This window comes from Streptomyces sp. NPDC006739, assembly GCF_042869815.1.
Taxonomy (GTDB): Bacteria; Actinomycetota; Actinomycetes; order Streptomycetales; family Streptomycetaceae; genus Streptomyces.
On sequence record NZ_JBIAGM010000006.1, the window covers coordinates 138,131 to 155,686 of the forward strand.

Annotated in this window: 13 protein-coding genes; 8 read left to right on the forward strand and 5 right to left on the reverse strand. The window is 72.3% G+C overall.

What is annotated here, in order from left to right:
• Positions 1-109: 109 nt before the first annotated feature.
• Genes ACFYMM_RS14980 through ACFYMM_RS15000 form a run of 5 tightly spaced genes read right to left on the reverse strand, consistent with a single transcriptional unit; the run spans position 110 to position 9,604 of the window.
• On the reverse strand, positions 110-877 hold the full coding sequence (locus ACFYMM_RS14980) for a thioesterase II family protein (protein ID WP_388386702.1): 768 nt from the start codon (positions 875-877) through the stop codon (positions 110-112).
• A 29-nt stretch (positions 878-906) separates the two neighbouring features.
• Positions 907-1,914 (reverse strand): LLM class flavin-dependent oxidoreductase, encoded by a 1,008-nt coding sequence (locus ACFYMM_RS14985; RefSeq protein ID WP_388386292.1) that lies wholly within the window; start codon positions 1,912-1,914, stop codon positions 907-909.
• Between the two features lie 41 nt (positions 1,915-1,955).
• Positions 1,956-3,569, reverse strand: a complete 1,614-nt coding sequence (locus ACFYMM_RS14990; RefSeq protein WP_388386293.1) for a fatty acid--CoA ligase — start codon at positions 3,567-3,569, stop codon at positions 1,956-1,958.
• A gap of 21 nt (positions 3,570-3,590) precedes the next feature.
• On the reverse strand, positions 3,591-9,293 hold the full coding sequence (locus tag ACFYMM_RS14995; protein WP_388386294.1) for an SDR family NAD(P)-dependent oxidoreductase: 5,703 nt from the start codon (positions 9,291-9,293) through the stop codon (positions 3,591-3,593).
• Between the two features lie 11 nt (positions 9,294-9,304).
• Positions 9,305-9,604, reverse strand: coding sequence for an acyl carrier protein (locus ACFYMM_RS15000; protein WP_388386295.1), 300 nt, complete (start codon positions 9,602-9,604; stop codon positions 9,305-9,307).
• 151 nt (positions 9,605-9,755) lie between these two features.
• On the opposite strand from ACFYMM_RS15000, the gene ACFYMM_RS15005 reads away from it, so the two are divergent.
• The 8 genes from ACFYMM_RS15005 (at position 9,756) to ACFYMM_RS15040 (ending at position 17,503) form a co-directional block, all read left to right on the forward strand.
• Complete coding sequence (locus tag ACFYMM_RS15005; protein ID WP_388386296.1) at positions 9,756-11,387, forward strand: aldehyde dehydrogenase family protein; 1,632 nt, start codon at positions 9,756-9,758, stop codon at positions 11,385-11,387.
• Between the two features lie 34 nt (positions 11,388-11,421).
• Positions 11,422-12,564, forward strand: coding sequence for an acyl-CoA dehydrogenase (locus ACFYMM_RS15010; RefSeq protein WP_388386297.1), 1,143 nt, complete (start codon positions 11,422-11,424; stop codon positions 12,562-12,564).
• A gap of 65 nt (positions 12,565-12,629) precedes the next feature.
• Positions 12,630-13,925 carry an aspartate aminotransferase family protein gene (locus ACFYMM_RS15015; RefSeq protein ID WP_388386298.1) on the forward strand — a complete coding sequence of 432 codons (1,296 nt, stop codon included), beginning with the start codon at positions 12,630-12,632 and terminating at the stop codon, positions 13,923-13,925.
• Positions 13,926-13,927: 2 nt separating this feature from the next.
• Positions 13,928-14,410 carry a type II toxin-antitoxin system RatA family toxin gene (locus ACFYMM_RS15020; protein ID WP_388386299.1) on the forward strand — a complete coding sequence of 161 codons (483 nt, stop codon included), beginning with the start codon at positions 13,928-13,930 and terminating at the stop codon, positions 14,408-14,410.
• Between the two features lie 21 nt (positions 14,411-14,431).
• Complete coding sequence (locus ACFYMM_RS15025; protein ID WP_388386300.1) at positions 14,432-14,962, forward strand: hypothetical protein; 531 nt, start codon at positions 14,432-14,434, stop codon at positions 14,960-14,962.
• Positions 14,959-15,510: a flavin reductase family protein gene (locus ACFYMM_RS15030; RefSeq protein ID WP_388386301.1), complete on the forward strand. Its 552-nt coding sequence runs from the start codon at positions 14,959-14,961 to the stop codon at positions 15,508-15,510. Before ACFYMM_RS15025 ends, ACFYMM_RS15030 begins: the two co-directional genes overlap by 4 nt.
• Positions 15,507-16,499, forward strand: a complete 993-nt coding sequence (locus ACFYMM_RS15035; protein ID WP_388386302.1) for a VlmB-like protein — start codon at positions 15,507-15,509, stop codon at positions 16,497-16,499. Before ACFYMM_RS15030 ends, ACFYMM_RS15035 begins: the two co-directional genes overlap by 4 nt.
• On the forward strand, positions 16,496-17,503 hold the full coding sequence (locus ACFYMM_RS15040; protein WP_388386303.1) for a beta-ketoacyl-ACP synthase III: 1,008 nt from the start codon (positions 16,496-16,498) through the stop codon (positions 17,501-17,503). The genes ACFYMM_RS15035 and ACFYMM_RS15040 overlap by 4 nt, the downstream gene beginning before the upstream one ends.
• Positions 17,504-17,556 lie beyond the last annotated feature (53 nt).

Genomic DNA, 17,556 nt, shown 5'->3' on the forward strand with positions numbered 1-17,556 from the left:
GCCCTTCCTCTCTTCTGGTTTCTTCGCTGTTGCTTCGCTGGTTTCTTCGCTGGTTTCGTTGCCGGCCTGTGCTGGTGGGTCACTGAGTGCATGGCGGCGCCCGCGGGCCTCAGCCGACCCGGCTGGCCGCGATGCGCTGCAGGCGGTGCGCGAAGTGGGCGGTGACGGACTGCGCGTGCGTGTCGATGTAGAAGTGGCCGCCGGGGTACTCGTTGTGGCCCAGGTAGGTGGGGCTGCGCCCGGCCCAGTGGGACATCGCGTCCGGGTGCTCCTGGAGCGGATCGGACCGGCCGCCGTAGGAGGCGAGCGCGCACTCGACGGTGGCGCCGTCGTCGTCGTGGTCGGCGGCGACCCGCAGGTCGGAACGGAGGGCGGGCACGACGAGGGCGAGCATCTCCGGGTTGTCGTAGATCTCCGCCGGGAACGAGCCCAACTTCTTGATCCACTCGATGAGTTCGGGCTCGGGCATCCGGGCCTGCTCCTCGGTGGGCTTGAAGAAGCCCTGCGGCGACCAGCCGGAGGTGCCGAGCATGATCGGCGAGGGGCCGCCCTCCTCCTCCATGCGGATGGTCAGCCGGAACGCCAGCTGGGCGCCGAGGCAGTGCCCGAACAGCGCGAAGGGGCGGTCGTCGAGGTCGTTGAGGACGGCCTCGTGCAGGGCTTCGAGCAGTGGCTCGAACTCCTCGTAGGTCTGCTCGTCGCGGCGGTTGTGCCGGCCGGGCAGCGTCACCGCCTGCGGGGCGATGTCGGGCGGCAGCAGGCGCTCCCAGTCGCGGTAGATGATCGCGCCGCTGCCCGCGTGCGGCAGCATGAACAGCCGGATCGAGGCGTCGGGCGAGGGTTCGGCGGGGTGGAACCACTGCCCCGCGCGGGACATGTCCTGGCCGACGGCGGCGATGGCACTGGTCACGGCTGTGTACTCCCTACGGTGGTGGCGTTGCCGAGGGCGCGTACCGCGGGCAGCAGCACCTCGGCGATCTCCTTCAGCTGCGGCTCGGGGTCGAGGGATCCGATCCGTACGACCAGGTGCCGGGCGCCGGCCCGGACGTACTCGCCGAGCCACTCGGCGCACTTCTCGGCGCTGCCCCAGGCGTAGGCCTGGATGGACCGCATCTGGTCCAGGGAGCGGCCGTAGTAGTGGCTGATGTAGTGCTCCAGTTCGGCCTTGGCGGCCTGCTCGTCGCTGTTCACGGTGACCGTGGCGTACAGCGCGGGGGTGACCGCGTCCGCGGCGCGGCCGGCCTCCTCGGCGAGTTCGGCGACACGGCGGCGGGCGCGGCCGTAGGCGTCGGCGTCGGGGAGGAAGGGCAGCCAGCCGTCGTAGCGGGTGGCGACGCGGGCGAGCACCTTGGGGGTGTCGCTGCCCGCCAGCCACAGCGGGGGGCCGCCGGCGGTGCCCGGGGAGGGCAGCCGGTCGAGGTTGTCCGCCTGCCAGAACCTGCCCTGGAACTCGGTGGGTTCGCCGTCCTCGCCGGAGTGCCAGGCGGTGCGCCACAGCGCGGTGATCTCGTCCAGGCGGCCGACGCGGCCCTGGAAGGAGGCGCCGACGGAGGCGAACTCCTCCTCCGTCTCCGGCATCGGGAAACCGGAGCCGAGGCCGAGGACCAGCCGGCCGGCGGCCACATGGCTCAGGCTGGAGATCATGTTGGCGCCGATCAGCGGGTGGCGCAGCGCGGGGGTGAGGGCCGCGGTGCCGACGGTGATCCGCTCGGTGGCGGCGGCCGCCGCGGCGAGCACCACCAGCGGGTCGAGCCGGGGCCGGGCGGTGAGGGAGTCGCCGGCCCACAGGGAGTCGAAGCCGAGGGCCTCCGCCCGCCGGGCGAAGTCCAGCAGCGGGGCGGCCGCGTAGGTGCCGTTGATGGCCTGTTCGCGGGTGGGGAGCAGGATGCCGATCCGCAGGGGACCCGGGCTCATGGTCACGTCCTCTTCTGGCAGTGGTGGGTGGCCTGGTGTCGTCAGATGGCGCTGCCGAGCGGGTCCCTGGCCGGTGCCGCCAGCTGTTCGCGCACGGCGCGGCGCAGGATCTTGCCGGAGGGGTTGCGGGGCAGGGAGTCGACGAAGTGGTAGGTGCCGGGGATCTTGTAGTCGGCGATCCGGCCGCGCAGCGACAGCAGGAGCTCGCGCGGGGTGGCACTGGCGCCGGGCCGCAGCACGACGGCCGCGTGCACGCTCTCGCCCCAGCGTTCGTCGGGCATTCCGACGACGGCGGCGTCGGCGACGGCCGGGTGGCCGGCCAGCGCCTTCTCCACCTCGGCCGGGTAGATGTTCTGCCCGGCGACGATGATCGTGTCGTTGATCCGGTCGCACAGGTGGAGGTAGCCGTCCTCGTCGAGGTAGCCGGCGTCGCCCATGTGCAGCCACTCCCCCACCAGGGTGCGGGCGGTGGCCTCGGGCAGGTTCCAGTAGCCGAGCATCCGGGAGGGGGCGCGGACGCAGATCTGGCCGATGGCGCCGGGCGGCAGGGTCTCTCCGTCGGGGCCGATCACCTTGACCTCGTTGCCGGGGCAGGGTTTGCCCACCGAGGTCAGCACGGTGCTGCCGGGGTGGTGGGCCTCGGGCGGCAGACAGACCGCCACGCTGCCGGTCTCGGTGCTGGCGTAGATCTGCGCGAACTCGCAGCCGTAGGTCTCCAGGCACTGCTTGAGCAGGGTCTCGGACATCGGTGCCGCGCCGTAGGCGATCTTGCGCAGTGAGGTGAACGCCTCGGGTCCGGCGGAGCGTTCCGCGGCCATCATCTGGAGCATGGCCGGGGCGGCGAAGGTGGTGGTGACGCCGTAGGTCCGGATGAGCCGGACCGCCTCCTGCGGGTCGAACTGCGGCATGATCACGCTGGTGCCGCCGGCGTTGAAGGTGTGCAGGAACCAGCCGATGCCGGCCACGCCGAAGCCCGGCAGGGAGATCAGGCCGACGTCCTCGGGCAGCCAGTCGATCCAGTCGACGCCCTGCTCACGGCTGGCGTGCGGCAGCGTGAAGAAGCTGCGGTGGGCGAGGACGGCGCCCTTGGGCAGGCCGGTGGTGCCGCTGGTGTAGATCTGGATGACGGCGTCGTCGGGGCCGGTGCCCGGGGCGGGGTCGGTCTCGGGCTGGTCGGCGGCCCAGGCGGGCAGGCCGGCGCCGCGCGCCGGTTCGCCGTCGGCGTCGGTGCCGTCGACCCGGATCACCTTGCGCAGGCCGCGCAGCTGGTGGCGGACGGTGGCGACGGTGTCCCAGAACTCGTCGTCGACGAAGATCAGGGTGGCGCCGGAGTCGCGCAGGATGTGGTCCACCTCGGGCGGGGTGAGCCGCCAGTTGACCGGCACCAGGACCGCGCCCGCCTTGGCGCACGCGATCATCACCAGGTAGTAGTTCTCCGACTCGCGTCCCAGGTAGGCGACCCGGTCGCCGCGCCGTACCCCGCTGGTGCGCAGGGCGTGCGCGGCGCGGTTGCTGTCGCGGTGCAGCTTCTCGTAGGTGGTGACCCGGCCCTCGCAGATGATCGCCGGGTGGTCCGGGCGGCTTCCGGCGTGGGCCCGGGAGGAGTGGTGGAGCGTCCAGCGCTCCCGCTGTATGCCACTGGGTGTGTCAGTCATGATCGTGTGTCCTTACGTCCGTCACGCGGCCGGAACCGGGCCGAGCCGCTCGCCGAGGAATCCGGCCAGCTGCCGTACGGTCGGGTGGTCGTGGGTGAGCGAGGCCGGCAGGGGGATCCGGCAGGCCTGCTCCAGGCCGGACCTGACCTGCTGTGCCATCAGCGAGTCCAGACCCAGCGACACGAACTCGGTGTTGGGGTCCAGTTCGTCGCCCTCCTCCAGGTGGAGGACGGCGGCGACCTTCTCCCGGACCACGGCGGTGATGGCCGTGGCGCGGTCCTCCGGGGACAGGGCGGCGAGCGCGGCGAGGTCGAGCCCGCCGTCGTCGTCCGGGGTCTGCCGGGCCAGGCGGTCGAAGAACAGGTCCCCGGTGGCCCGGCCCGCCATGTAGCGGTCCCAGTCGAAGTCGCCCACCACGCGCTGGCTGCGCGGCCGGTCCCAGAGCCTGACCAGGGTGTTCAGGGCGCGGGTGGGCGAGAAGAGGTGGACGCCGCCGCGCTCCAGCTCCTGGATGAGGATGTCGTCCATCCGGGCGGACATGCCGACCCTGGACCAGGAGCTCCAGTTGAGGGCGAGTCCGGGCAGTCCGCGGCGGGCCCGCCAGTCGGCGAGGCCGTCGAGGGCCGCGTTGCCGGCGGCGTAGTGCCCCTGGGCCACGAAGCCGCCCAGTACGGAGGAGACCGAGGAGTAGACCACGAAGAAGTCCAGGTCGGGGAAGGCCTGTTCGGTGGCCTCGTGGAGCAGCCAGCCGCCGTAGGCCTTGGCCTCCAGCTGGCCCTCGATGGACTCCCAGGTCAGGTCGGAGATCAGCCGCTCGTCGTAGGAGCCGCCGGCGGCGTGCACGATGCCGGCGAGCGGGCGCGGTCCGCCCTCGATGTGGCGCATCAGGCGCCGGATGTCCTCGGCGCGGCCGAGGTCGGCGTGGACGATGTCGATCTCGGCTTCCTCGGCGAGGTCGGCGAGCAGTTGCGCGCTCTCCGGCGCGGGTTTGCCGCTGCGGCTGACCAGCGTCAGGTGCCGGGCGCCGAGCGCGGCCAGCTTCTGCGCGGTGGCCAGGCCGAGGCCGCCGAGTCCGCCGGTGACCAGGTAGGTGCGGTCGGGGCGCAGTCCCGCGGGGCCCTGCTCGGCGGGGGCCCGCTGCTCGTCGGCCGGGTCCTCGGGCAGCGTCACCCAGGTCTGTCCGGTCGGGTCGGCGAGGGTGGTGCGCAGGGCCTCGCCGGTCTCGTCGAGCCGGAAGTGGCGGGCGCCGTCGCCGGGTTCGGGCAGCGGGGCGTGCACCACGGCCGCAGCCGGGACGGTGAGCGTGGAGCGGAAGGTGCCCTCGTGCCGTACGAGGACCTCGTCGCCCGGTGCGAATCCGGTGCCGTCGGCGGCCGTGACGACGGTGGCGGCGGCGAGCCGGCCGAGGACGGGCGGGGGTTCGGTCTCGTCGTGGTCCTCGCGTGCGGCGCGCCCGGTGTCCAGGGCGGTGCGGGCGTCGGCGGCGGTCAGGCCGACCAGCCGGACCCGGACCTCGACCTCGCCGTCACCGGGTGTGCGGCCGGTGGTGGGGGCCAGCGCCAGGTCGGAGAGGTCGCCGGACTCGGCGGCGCGCAGTTCGAAGTCGCCGGTCCAGCCGAGCGAGCCGTCACCGGCGAGCAGCCGGCGGACGTAGCGGCGGCCGGGCCGGTAGGCGACCTGGTACTCGCCGGCGGGCTCCACCCGCCACTCGTCCAGCAGCTGGGTGAGGCCGCTGCCCGGGGCGAGGTCGACGAGGGTGGCCCGGTACTGCGGGTACTCGGTGAGCAGGACCCGGCCGAAGCCCCACAGGGTGGTGGCGGCGAGGTGACCGCCGTCGCCGGCCGGGTCGCCGGGCAGCGTCTGGGCGCCCTGGGTGACCAGCCACAGCCTCGGCGGGCGGGCGAGGCCCGCGTTGTCCAGCGCGGCCACCAGGGCGAGCAGGTCGCGGTAGTTGTCCTCGCACTCGGCGCGCAGCCGGTCCACGGACATCTCCCCCGGCCGGGTCCGCCAGACGCGGCAGATGTCGGTGACGCCGGGGTCGTCGAGGGCGGACTTGAGGTCGGTGAGGTCGGTCAGCCAGGTGATCTTCAGTCCGGGTTCGCCGGCGAGTTCGGCGGCGCGGGCGGCGGCCGGGTCGACCAGGACCACGTGCCGGTCGACGGGCGCGGCCTGGGTGGCGGGCAGGGCCCGGCGCACCCACTCCGGCCGGTGCAGGAACTGGCGGCGGCCGGTACGGCCCTCGGGCCGGGCCATGCGCACCCCGAGGAGTTCGGCGACCGGGTCGCCGTTCTCCAGCAGCAGGATGTCGGCGAGGCGCCGGTTCTGGTCGCCGTGCGCCCGGGCCAGGACGCGCAGGTTCTCGCCGCGCGGCTTGCGGAAGTGCCGTACGGAGGCGATCTCCACCGGCACGAACACCGGGCCCTCGGGGTCGAGGACGACGCTGGCCTGGACGGCGGCCTCCAGCAGCTCCGCCGGGACGTGCTCGACGGCGCTCGCGTCGCGGCCGGTCAGCTCGCCGGTGACCAGGCCGTCGCCGTGGTGGGCGACGCGCAGCAGCAGCCGCATGCGCGGGCCGTGCGGGCGGCCGACGGAGGCGAGGTCGGTGTAGATGTCCTGGTCGTCGATCTCCTGCCCGGCCGGGGCGAGGGCGGCGTCGAGTTCGGCCAGTTCCGAGACCGGGACCAGGGGTTCGGGGTCGGCGGCGACGACGGCGGTGGCGTGCAGGTTCTCCTCGCCGCCGACGGTGGTGAACACCTCCACCTCGGCGCCGCCGCCGGGGCGCGGGCGCCAGCGGGTGGTCAGGGCGACGGTGGTCTCGGCGGGGATGTCGAGCGGGGCGAGCAGCCTGAGGTCCCGGACGGCGGAGCGGGCGTGGCCCTGGACCGCGTCCTGGAGGGCGAGCAGCAGGTCGACGTAGGCGCCGGCCGGCAGCGTGGTGGCGCCGCCGTCGCCGAGGTCGGCCAGCGCGCCGAGTTCCTCGCCGGTGAACTCGGCGGTGAACTCCCGCACCCCGGAGGCGAAGCGCTCCTCGGTGCCGAGCAGCAGGTGCCGTGCGGTGCCGTTCGCGGCGGCCCGGCGGGGGCTCGCGGTGGGCAGCCAGTAGCGCTTGCGCTGGAAGGCGTACGTCGGCAGGTCCACGGGCGCGGGCGTCGGGTGGCCGGCGTGGTAGTCGGCCCAGGAGACGCCGAGGCCGGCCGCGTAGTAGTCGGCGAGCGCGGTGAGGGTGGTCTGCGCGGTGCGGTCGCGGCGGCGCAGGCTGGCCAGCCACAGGTGGTCCTCGACGGTGACGCTGCGCCGGGCGAGCGCGGTGAGCGCGGCCTGCGGGCCGATCTCGATCAGGGCGTGCCGGCCGCGCCGGGCCACGGCCCGGATGCCGTCGAGGAAGCGGACGGGCTCGCCGATGTGCCGCACCCAGTACTCGGGGTCGCCGATCTCGCGGAACCGGGCGAGGCGTCCGGTGACGTTGGAGATCAGGCTGATCTTCGGCTCGTGGAAGGTGATGCCGTCGAGGGCGGCGCGGAAGTCGTCGTAGACCTCGGCCATCAGCGGGGAGTGGAAGGCGTGCGAGACGGTGAGCCGGTCGACCCGGACGCCCTTGTCCTGGAGCAGGCCGACGACCTCGTCGAGGGCGGCGGTGGCGCCGGAGACGACGGTCTGGTCGGGGGCGTTGACGGCGGCGAGGGCCAGGTCGTCGTGGCCGGCCAGCAGCGGTTCGACGTCCTCGACGGGCGCGGCGACGGCGGCCATGCCGCCCTCGGCGCGCACCGCCTGCATCAGCCGGGCGCGGGCGGCGACCAGCTTGACGGCGTCGGGCAGGCTGAAGAGTCCGGCGACCGCGGCGGCGGCGACCTCGCCGATGCTGTGCCCGATGAGCACGTTGGGCTTGGCGCCCCAGGCGATCCACTGCTGGGCGAGCGCGTACTCCAGGGTGAACAGGGCGGGCTGGGTGTACTCGGTGCGGTCGATGGCCCAGGGGTCCTCGGCGGTGCCGAGGACCAGGTCGCGCACGGAGCGTCCGAGGTGCTCGGCGAAGAGCCGGTCGCATGCGTCCACCTGGTCGCGGAAGACGGGCAGCTGCTCGTAGAGGGCGGCGCCCATGCCGGCGTACTGGGAGCCCTGGCCGGAGAACATGAACGCGGTCTTGCGGATGCCGGTGGGGCCCTCGGGCTCCTGTTCGGCGGTCCGGTCCAGGAGCTTGGCGAGCGCGGCGCGGTCGGCGACGGGGGCGGCGACGCGGTAGGGGTGGTGGGTGCGCGCGGTGTTGGTCGCGTAGCACAGGGCGGACAGCGGGAGTCCGGGCCGCTCGTCGAGCAGTCGCCGGTAGGCGGCGGCCTGTTCGCGCAGGGCGCCGGCGCTCTTGGCGGAGAGGGTGAACAGCGGGGCGGCGCCGCCCTCGGCGGGCCGCTCGGCGGTCTCGGGGGCCTGCTCCAGCACCACCGCGCCGATGGTCCCGGCGAACCCGAAGCTGTTCACGACCGCCCGCCTGACCTCGGCCTTCCAGGGTTCGCAGGCGGTGGGCACGCGCAGCGGGTACAGGTCCCAGGGGATGCGCCCGGACGGGTTGTTCAGGTTGACGTGCGGATAGATGGTGCCGGAACGCATCTGCAGCACGGTCTTGATGACGCCGACGATGCCGGAGGCCGGCTCCATGTGCCCGAGGTTGGTCTTCACCGAGCCGACCAGCACCGGGTCGTCCTTGGTGTGCGAGTCGACGAACACGTCACCGATGGCGCCGAACTCGATGGGGTCGCCCAGCGGGGTGCCGGTGCCGTGCGCCTCGACGTACTGGATGTCCTCGGGGGCGAGGTGGGCCGCGGTGAGGGCGGCGCGGATGGTCTTCTCCTGGGCGGGGCCGTTGGGCACGGTCAGGCCGGCGCTGTCGCCGTCCTGGCCGACGGCGGTGCCGCGCACCAGGGCCAGCACCCGGTCGCCGTCGCGTTCGGCGTCGGACAGCCGCTTGAGGACGACGACGCCGCAGCCCTCGGCGCGGGCGTAGCCGTCGGCCGCCTCGTCGAAGGTCTTGCAGTGGCCGTCGGGGGCGAGCATCTGGGCGTTGGAGAACATCACCGGGATGCGCGGGTGGTGCAGGGCGTTGACGCCGCCGCACAGCGCGATGTCCGTCTCCCCGCCGCGCAGCGCCTGCACGGCCAGGTGCAGGGCGACCAGTGAGGAGGAGCAGGCGGTGTCGACGCTCATGCTCGGTCCGCGCCAGCCCAGGAAGTAGGACAGCCGGCCGGACAGCGGGAACATGGTGATGCCGGAGGCGAGATGGCCGTCCATCTCCTCGTACGGCAGCGAGTCCAGTTCCAGCGCGTAGTCGATGGAGCTGGCGCCGATGTACACGCCGCCGTTGCCGCGGCGCAGCGGGGCCGGGTCGATGTTGGCGTGCTCCAGGGCCTGCCAGGCGGTCTCCAGCAGCAGCCGCTGCTGGGGGTCCATGTAGCGGGCTTCCTTCGGGGAGATGTTGAAGAAACCCGCGTCGAACAGGTCGATGCGGTCCAGGAACCCACCGGCCGTGGCCCGGATCTTTCCCTTGTCGTCGGGGCCTTCGGGGGTGAACGCCTCGACGTCCCAGCGGTCCCGGGGGATCGGGCCGATTCCGCTGCGGCCCTCCTTCAGGAAGGCGTCGAACTCGTCGGACGAGCCGCTGCCGCCGGGGAACCGCAGACCGATTCCGACGATCGCGACCGGCTCGGGCGCCTGCTCAGATTCCGTACGCGGCATGGAGGGGCTCCTCAACTGTCCTGGATGGCCTGGGTCAGGTGGTCCACGAGGTGGGTGATCGTCGGCTCGTTGAAGAGCACGTTGACGTTGATCGACAGGTCCAGGAGTTCTTCGAGGCTCTGCCGTATCTCGGTCAGCCGCAGCGAGGTGAGGCCGAGATCGAAATAGCTGATGTCCACCGGGAGATCCTCGGACTCGTCCATCAGCAGGATGGCCCTGAATTTCTTCAGGACGATTGTCTCGATTTCTTCGCTGAGTTCACTGCGCGGCAGGTCCCGCAACCGCTCGATGGTGCTGTCGACAGGTGGCATGCGGTCATGCAAGCAGCGGCGGCTGACGCCCCGCTGACAGCCTGCGGCGACCTCGTTGGCTGAATCAGTCCGGTGTCAGCGCGGGGTCAGATTCCACTGTCAGGCTCGCATTGCTTCAAGAAATCCACTCGCCATATCTGAAAGGCTGAAGATGCTTCGCGAAGCCGCGCAGGAGGAGAGTGCTGAGGCACCTTCCGGATTGAAGAGCTACGACCTCTACATAGCGGGCAAGGATGTCGCCGGGGACGGGTGGGTGTACACCGTCAGTGGCCGCTCCCTGCTGGAAGACGTGTTCACCAGCGTGAGCCTGAAGCGCTCACTCGAACAGGACCCGGAATCCGAGGCGGCCAACCACCCTTACGTGGTCGGGCGCTGCGCGATCGCGGACGACGCCGCCATCGACCTGGCCACCCAGGCGGCCGCCGCAGCGGCCCCCGACTGGGCGGCCGTTCCGCTGGAGCGGCGGATGCGGCTGGGCACCCGGTTCCGTGAGGAACTGCTCAAGCACCAGGACGAGTTCCTGGACATGCTCGTCGCCGAGTCGCACCCGGTGAAGCTGGCCCGCTGGGAGCTGAGCTGCCTGCTGCAGATCTACTCCCCCGGTTCGCTGCGCTGGTACGCCAAGCAGATGCGGGTGGAGAAGAAGTACAACGGGCGCACGCTGGTGCTGCACCGCCAGCCGGACGGCGTGGTCGCCTTCAACCCGCCGCAGAACGCCCCGCTGCCCAGCGCCGCCCTGTGCGTGCTGGCGCTGATGGCCGGCAACGCCGTCGTCGTCCGGGCGCCCCGCAGCATCGCGCTGAGCACCATGTGGCTGCTGCGCGACATCGTCGCCCCGCTGCTGGAGGAGGCCGACGCGCCCGCCGGTGTGCTCAACGCGGTGTGCAGCAACCCGAAGCAGACCATGGACCGCTGGATCGCGGACCCGCTGATCAACGACATCTTCTACATCGGCGGCAGCCAGGAGGGTCTGCGCTTCGAGCAGCAGTGCGTGGCGCACGGCAAGAAGCCGATCCTGGAGCTGGCCGGCAACGACGGCATCGTGGTCTGGAAGGACGCCGACCTGAAGTGGGCGGCCGAGGCGATCACGGAGTCGTTCTACGGCTCGGGCCAGATCTGCATGGTCCCGAACTACGTCCTGGTCCACCCGGATGTCGCCGACGCGCTGATCGCCGAGGTGAAGGAGCACGTCAAGGGCATCAGGCCGGGCCTGCCCGAGGAGGAGGACGTCCTGCTGTCGCCGGTCAGGCGCAGTGAGCGCTTCTTCCGGCTGCTGCGCCAGGCGATCGACAACGGTGCCGAGCTGGTCACCGGCGGCGAGCGCACCGAGCTGGACGGCACACCGTCGGAGACGGGTGTCTTCCTGCAGCCGACAGTGCTGCGCGTGGACGGCCTGGACCGGGCGCGGACGTACGACGTGGTCAGGGAGGAAACGTTCTTCCCGCTGATCCCGATCGTGGTCGCCGAACGCGACAACGACGACGCCCTGCTGGAGGCCTTCCTGCAGTTCGTCAACACCAACGACTACGGGCTGCGCAACTCGCTGTGGTCGCGCTCGGACCACGTCATCGAGACCTTCGTGCGCCGGGTGGTCAACGGCGGCCTGCTGAAGATCAACGACTCCCACATCGGCTTCCTGCCCTACCTGCCCAGCCACGGCGGCACCGGCAACACCGGCGGCGCCTTCGGCGAGGCCAACTACCCGATGCTCAAGACCTCCCACGTCCAGGGAGTCAGCATCGCCCGCGACGTCAGCCCGTACGACGCGGTGTTCGGCGCCTGACAGCCAAGCCACCCCAGCCTTCCGGAGGTTCCCCGTGCGTTCCCTCGATGCTGCCCGGACCGTCTGCGAGCAGTTCCACCCCGGTCTGCTCAAGGAGCTGGAGCAGATTCCGTACGCCGAGCGGGAGCAGCCCGGCAGCCCCGTGATCGACCTGTTCCGCATCCACGGCGGGGTCGGCCTGCTCATCCCCGAGACCTACGGCGGCCACGGCGCGGCCCCGCTGGAGGCGCTGCGCGTCCAGCTGGCGCTGGGCGCCCTGTCGCCGTCGCTGGTCGCGGCCGTGTCCATGCACCACTTCACCGCCGCCATGCTGTACTCGCTGGCGCTCAAGGACGGCCGGCTCACCGACGCCCAGACCGCCCTGCTGCACCGGATCGTGCCGGACCAGCAGGTGATGGCCTCCGGCTGGGCCGAGGGCCGTACCGCGCAGAACATCCTCAAGCCGGCCGTCACCGCGCGTCCGGTCGAGGGCGGGTTCCTGCTGTCCGGCGCGAAGAAGCCGTGCAGCCTGTCCCGCTCGATGAGCCTGCTCACCGCGTCCATCGCGATCCACGGCGAGGACGGCGGCGAGCCGGAACTGGCGCTGGCGCTGGTGCCCGCCGACGCGCCCGGCCTGACCGTGCACTCCTTCTGGGGCAACGAGCTGCTGGCCGGCGCCGAGAGCGAGGAGGTGCGCCTGGAGGACGTGTTCGTCCCGGCCGAGATGGTGGTGCGGGCCGGCGCCGACGACCCCACCCGCCTCGACGACCTGCAGTCGGCCGGTTTCGTCTGGTTCGAGATGCTGATCTCCGCCGGGTACGCCGGTGCCGCCGCCGCCCTGGTGGAGCAGGTCCTCGAGCGGGAGCGCGGCAGCGCCGGGGAGCGGGCCGCGCTCGCCGTCGACATGGAGACCGCGCTCGCCCTGCTGGAGGGCGTGGCCCGGGGCATCGGCCCCGAGCCCGGCGACGAGGAGTCGGTGGCCCGCGTCCTGGTGGCCCGCTACGCCGTCCAGAACGCGTTGCCGGAGATCACCTCCCGCGCCCTGGAGCTGCTCGGCGGCCTGGACTTCATCCGCGGCTCCGCGCACGCCCTGGCCGCCGCCGCCGTCCGGGCCCTCGCCTTCCACCCGCCGTCCCGTGCCGCCGCCGCGGAGCCGCTGCTGCGCTACTTCGACGGTGACCCGCTGGTCCTGGCCTGATTCCCGCCCGAGCTTCCCAGACCTCTGGGACACCTACCTCGGAACAACCTTGGAGTGAGCGACAAGTGACCGTCATCCAGGAATCACCGGCCATCTCGCCGGCCGACACCGAGGCGGAGATCCTCGGCCTGTACCGCGCCCATCTCAGCAAGGGCCGGGCGACCCTGGCCGAACTGTTCGGCAGCCACATGGAGGTGGCCTCCGAGGGTGCCTGGCTCACCACCAGCGACGGTGAGCGCTTCCTGAACGCGGGCGGCTACGGCGTGTTCATCATGGGCGCCCGGCACCCGATCGTCATGGAGGAGGTGGAGCGCCAGCTGCGCACCCACCCCACCGCGACCCGCATCCTGCTGGAGCCGACGGTGGCCCGCGCCGCCGAGGCGCTGGTCTCCGTCCTGCCGCCGGGCCTGGACCGCGTGCACTTCGCGCTGTCCGGCGCGGAGGCGGTGGAGACCGGTCTGAAGCTGGCCCGCGCCAACGGCCGCAAGCGGACGATCTCGATGCGCGGCGGCTACCACGGCAAGACGCTGGGCGCGCTGTCGGCGACCGCGAAGGACGTCTACCAGGCCCCGTTCCGCCCGCTGATCCCCGACTTCCAGCACCTGCCGTTCGGCGACGCCGACGCGCTGCAGGCCGAACTGGCCGCCCACCCGGGCGAGGTGTGCGTGATCCTGGAGCCGGTCCAGGGCGAGGGCGGCGTGATCCTCCCGCCCAAGGGCTACCTCAAGCGGGTCGAGGAACTGGTCCGCGAGTACGACGGCTTCCTGATCCTCGACGAGGTGCAGTCCGGCTTCGGACGGCTCGGCGAGTGGTGGGGCGCCGACATCGAGGGTGTCGTCCCGGACGTGCTGCTCACCGGCAAGGCGCTCGGCGGCGGTGTGATGCCGGTATCGGCGGCGGTGGCCACCCGCAAGGCGTTCCGCCCCTTCGACAAGGACCCCTACGTCCACACCGCCACCTTCTCCGGCCAGCCCGTGCTGATGGCCGCGGTCATGGGCGCGGTCCGGGCCGTCAAGGAGGAGCGCCTGGTCACCCGGGCGATGGACCTCGGCGCCCGGCTGCTGCCGCGGATCGCGGAAGTCGCCCACCGCAACATCCCCGAGCTGGTGGTGGAGGTGCGCGGCCGGGGTCTGCTCATCGGTGTGGAGCTGGTCGAGGCGGGCCTCGCCGGCGAGCTGCTGATCGAGCTGTTCAACCACGGCGTGGTCGCCAACCACTCCATGAACGGCAGCTCGGTGGTGCGGTTCACCCCGCCCGCCGTGCTGGACGACACCGACGTGGACTTCCTCGTCAACTCCTTCGACCTGGCCACTCGCGACCTCATCAAGGGCGCGGCCAAAATGCCGGAAGGCGGTAACTGATCGTGCGGCACGTCTCACTCGATGCCCTGATTCCCGCGGAGAAGGCCGACACGGTCTTCGACGCCGTACGGCGCTGGGAGCGTTACCCGGACCTCGCGCCCCACGTCAACAAGACCACGGTGCACGGCACCTACCCCGACCCGAACGCCTCCTCCAGCTGGGAGCTGCACTTCCGCAGCGGCCTGCTGCGCTGGACCGAGGACGACGTGTTCCACCCCGAGCGCGGGGAGATCCACTTCGAGCAGTCCGACGGCGACTTCGACTCCTTCACCGGGGCCTGGTCGATCGTGCAGGCCGACCAGGGGGTCGCCGTCCGCTTCGACGCCGACTTCGACTTCGGCATCCCGAGCCTGGAGGGCATCCTCGACCCGATCGCCGAGCGGGTCATCAAGGAGACCGTCGCCTGGGCCCTGACCGGCCTCTTCCCCGGCGTCCGCTTCCAGGACGGCATCGAACTGACCGAGCCCGCCGCGGTCGGCGCCTAGGCACCCGCGAGGAGCTGAACCATGGACCAGGCGAACCCCTTCGAGACCCCGCGCACCTACTCGCTGCACCGCGCCGAGTACCTGGTGGGCCTCGCCGTCACCACCGGCCTGATCGTCTACCACTTCGGTGACATCCGCTGGCTGCCGGCGCTCGGACTGTTCCTGTACATCGACCTGATCGGCTACATCCCCGGCGCCATCGCGTTCCGCAAGAGCGGCGGGCGGCCGATCCACAAGGCGTACTACGTCCTGTACAACGTGATGCACAGCCTGATCACGCAGGGCGCGGTGGCCGCGCTGTGGTGCTGGCTGGTCAAGCCGGAGTGGGCGCTGCTGGTGCTGCCGTTCCATCTGTTCGGCGACCGGGGCCTGTTCGGCAACTTCATGAAGTCCTTCGCGCTGCCCTTCGAGCCGGTGCGCCAGGACGGATACCTGCGCCTGCTGGACGACCTGGGCCTGCCCCACCCCAAGCCGGTCGGGCACGCCGCCGACCCGGCACCGGTCGGGCACGTCCCGGCGCGCCCGGTGCGGGAACGGGAGGCCGTGCGATGACCACCGTGACCGACGTACGGCCCCTGCGTCCCGTCCGGCAGGACCCGGACGCACGCCGCCGGGCGCTCTACCACCTGGCGTCCCCGGTGTCGGTGCTGACCACCGGCCCCGAGGAGCGGATGCACGGCACCACCGCCAGCACGGTCACGCTCGTCTCGCGCGAGCCGCTGCTGGTCGGGGTGGTCCTGAAGGCGGGCTCGAACTTCGCCCGCCTGGCGGCCGGCGAGGGCCGGTTCGCGATCAACGTGCTCGGCGGCGAACAGGCCGCCGTGGCACGGCGGTTCGCCGACAGCGGCCGACCCGACGGCAACGAGGCCTTCGCGGGCCTGGTCTGGCGGGCCGACCGGTACGCGCACGCCCCGCTGATCGCGGGCGCCCTCGCGCACTACGTCTGCCGCTTCCACTCCGCGCACGCGGCGGGCGACAGCGAGCTGCTGCTCGGCTACGTCGTACGCGCCACGGCCGACGAGGGACTTCCGCTGATCAGCTACGCCGGCGGTCTGTACGCCGGCTCCCTGCGCCCGGCGAAGGAGGCCGCCGCATCATGACCGAGTCGACGACACCCGTGGCACCGGAGGCGGACTGGGACAAGGCGCCCGGTCTGCTCGACGGCGCGAAGGAACTCACCCTCGGCCCCGAGGAGTGCGACCTCGCCTACTGGTTCACCTCGGTGGCCCAGGGCACGCTGCGCGACCGCGGCGCGACCGGCCACCACGTCAACGCCCTCACCCCCGACTTCCTGAAGGCCCCGGGCCCGCTGCGCGAGGCGCTGGTGCTGGAGTTCGGTTTCCGGGCCCTGGCGGAGGAGCTGGCCACCCGGCTGCTCGGGCACTACGTGTCCATCGCGCCCGGCATCCCGGAGATGGAGTTCTACGCCACCCAGCTGATCGACGAGGCCCGGCACGCCCGGGTCTTCCGCCAGCACCTGGTGGACCTGGGCATCCCGCAGTCCACGCTGCTGAGGGACATCGAGGAGATGGCCGGGGACTACCGCAAGCGGGTCCTGGACCCGGTGGTGGACTTCACCCTGGACATCGTCCGCGACCAGTCCGACTTCCCCGGCGGGGTCGCGGTGTTCGCGATCGTCATCGAGGGCGTGCTCGCCCCGGCCGCCGAGCTGAGCGAGCGCAAGTGGACCCCGTTGTCCCCGGCGACCGGCGAGATCTCGCGGGGCACCGCGATCGACGAGATCCGCCACCTCACCGTGGCCAGCACCATCCTGCGCGACCATGTGACCGACCACCCGGAGTACCGGCCGCGGCTGCTGGAGATCCTGCGGGCGGGCGCGCGGCTGTGGGACGAGATCCCCGACCGGGAGTTCGTCATCCACCGCGAGGAGCTGTTCCAGGAGGGCATGGCCCGGCACGCGGACCTGATCGGCGACTACGAGATCTGGCCCGGCGTGCGGCTGCTCGACACCACCGCCGACCAGCGCTACGACATGGCCGAGCAGTGGACCGACGAGATGGCCGAGGTCCGCATGAAGTACATGGGCCTGCCGGTCGAGGTCCTCAGCAGCCCGGGGGCCGGCGCATGAGCACCGGGCGGGCCGCGGTGATCACCGGGATCGGGTCGTACGTCCCGCCCGACCTGGTGACCAACGACGACCTGTCGCGGCACCTGGACACCTCCGACGACTGGATCCGCACCCGGACCGGGATCTCCGAGCGGTACTTCGTCCCGCCCGGCATCGCCACCAGCGACCTGGCGGTGGAGGCGGGGCTGCGGGCACTGAAGTCGGCGGGCGACGAACGGGTGGGGGCGGTCGTCCTGGCCACCACCACCCCGGACCAGCCCTGCCCGGCGACCGCACCGCAGGTGGCAGCGCGGCTCGGGCTCGGGCAGGTGCCCGCCTTCGACGTGGCGGCCGTCTGCTCCGGGTTCCTCTACGGCCTCGCCTCCGCCGCCGGACTGATCGCGGCCGGGGTGGCGGACAGCGTGCTGCTGATCGCCGCCGACGCCTTCACCACGATCATCAACCCCGAGGACCGCACCACCGCGGTGATCTTCGCGGACGGCGCCGGCGCGGTCGTACTGCGGGCCGGCTCTCCCGACGAGCCGGGCGCGATCGGTCCGCTGGTGCTGGGCAGCGACGGCGAGCTGAGCCACCTCATCGAGGTGCCGGCGGGCGGTTCGCGACAGCGCTCGGCGCGGCGCTCGGCCGAACCGGAGGAGTACTTCTTCCGGATGGTCGGCCGCGAGACCTACCGGCGCGCGGTGGAGACCATGACCAGCACCTCTCTGGAGGCCGCCGAGCGGGCCGGGTGGCGGCTGGAGGACGTCGACCGGTTCGCCGCCCACCAGGCCAACGCACGGATCCTGGAGGCGGTCGCCAAGCGGCTCGGCCTTCCCGAGGAACGGCAGCTGTCCAACATCGCGCGGGTCGGCAACACCGGGGCCGCCTCCATCCCGCTGCTGCTGGCGCACTCCGCGGCGGCCGGACAGCTGGTCCCCGGGCACCGGGTGCTGCTGACCGCGTTCGGCGGGGGGCTGTCCTGGGGCGCCGGCAGCGTCGTCTGGCCCGATGTCCAGGCCGTGTGAACCGCACCCGCCCCCGCAATCCGATCCATCGTCAGGCTTTCACATCGCATTCA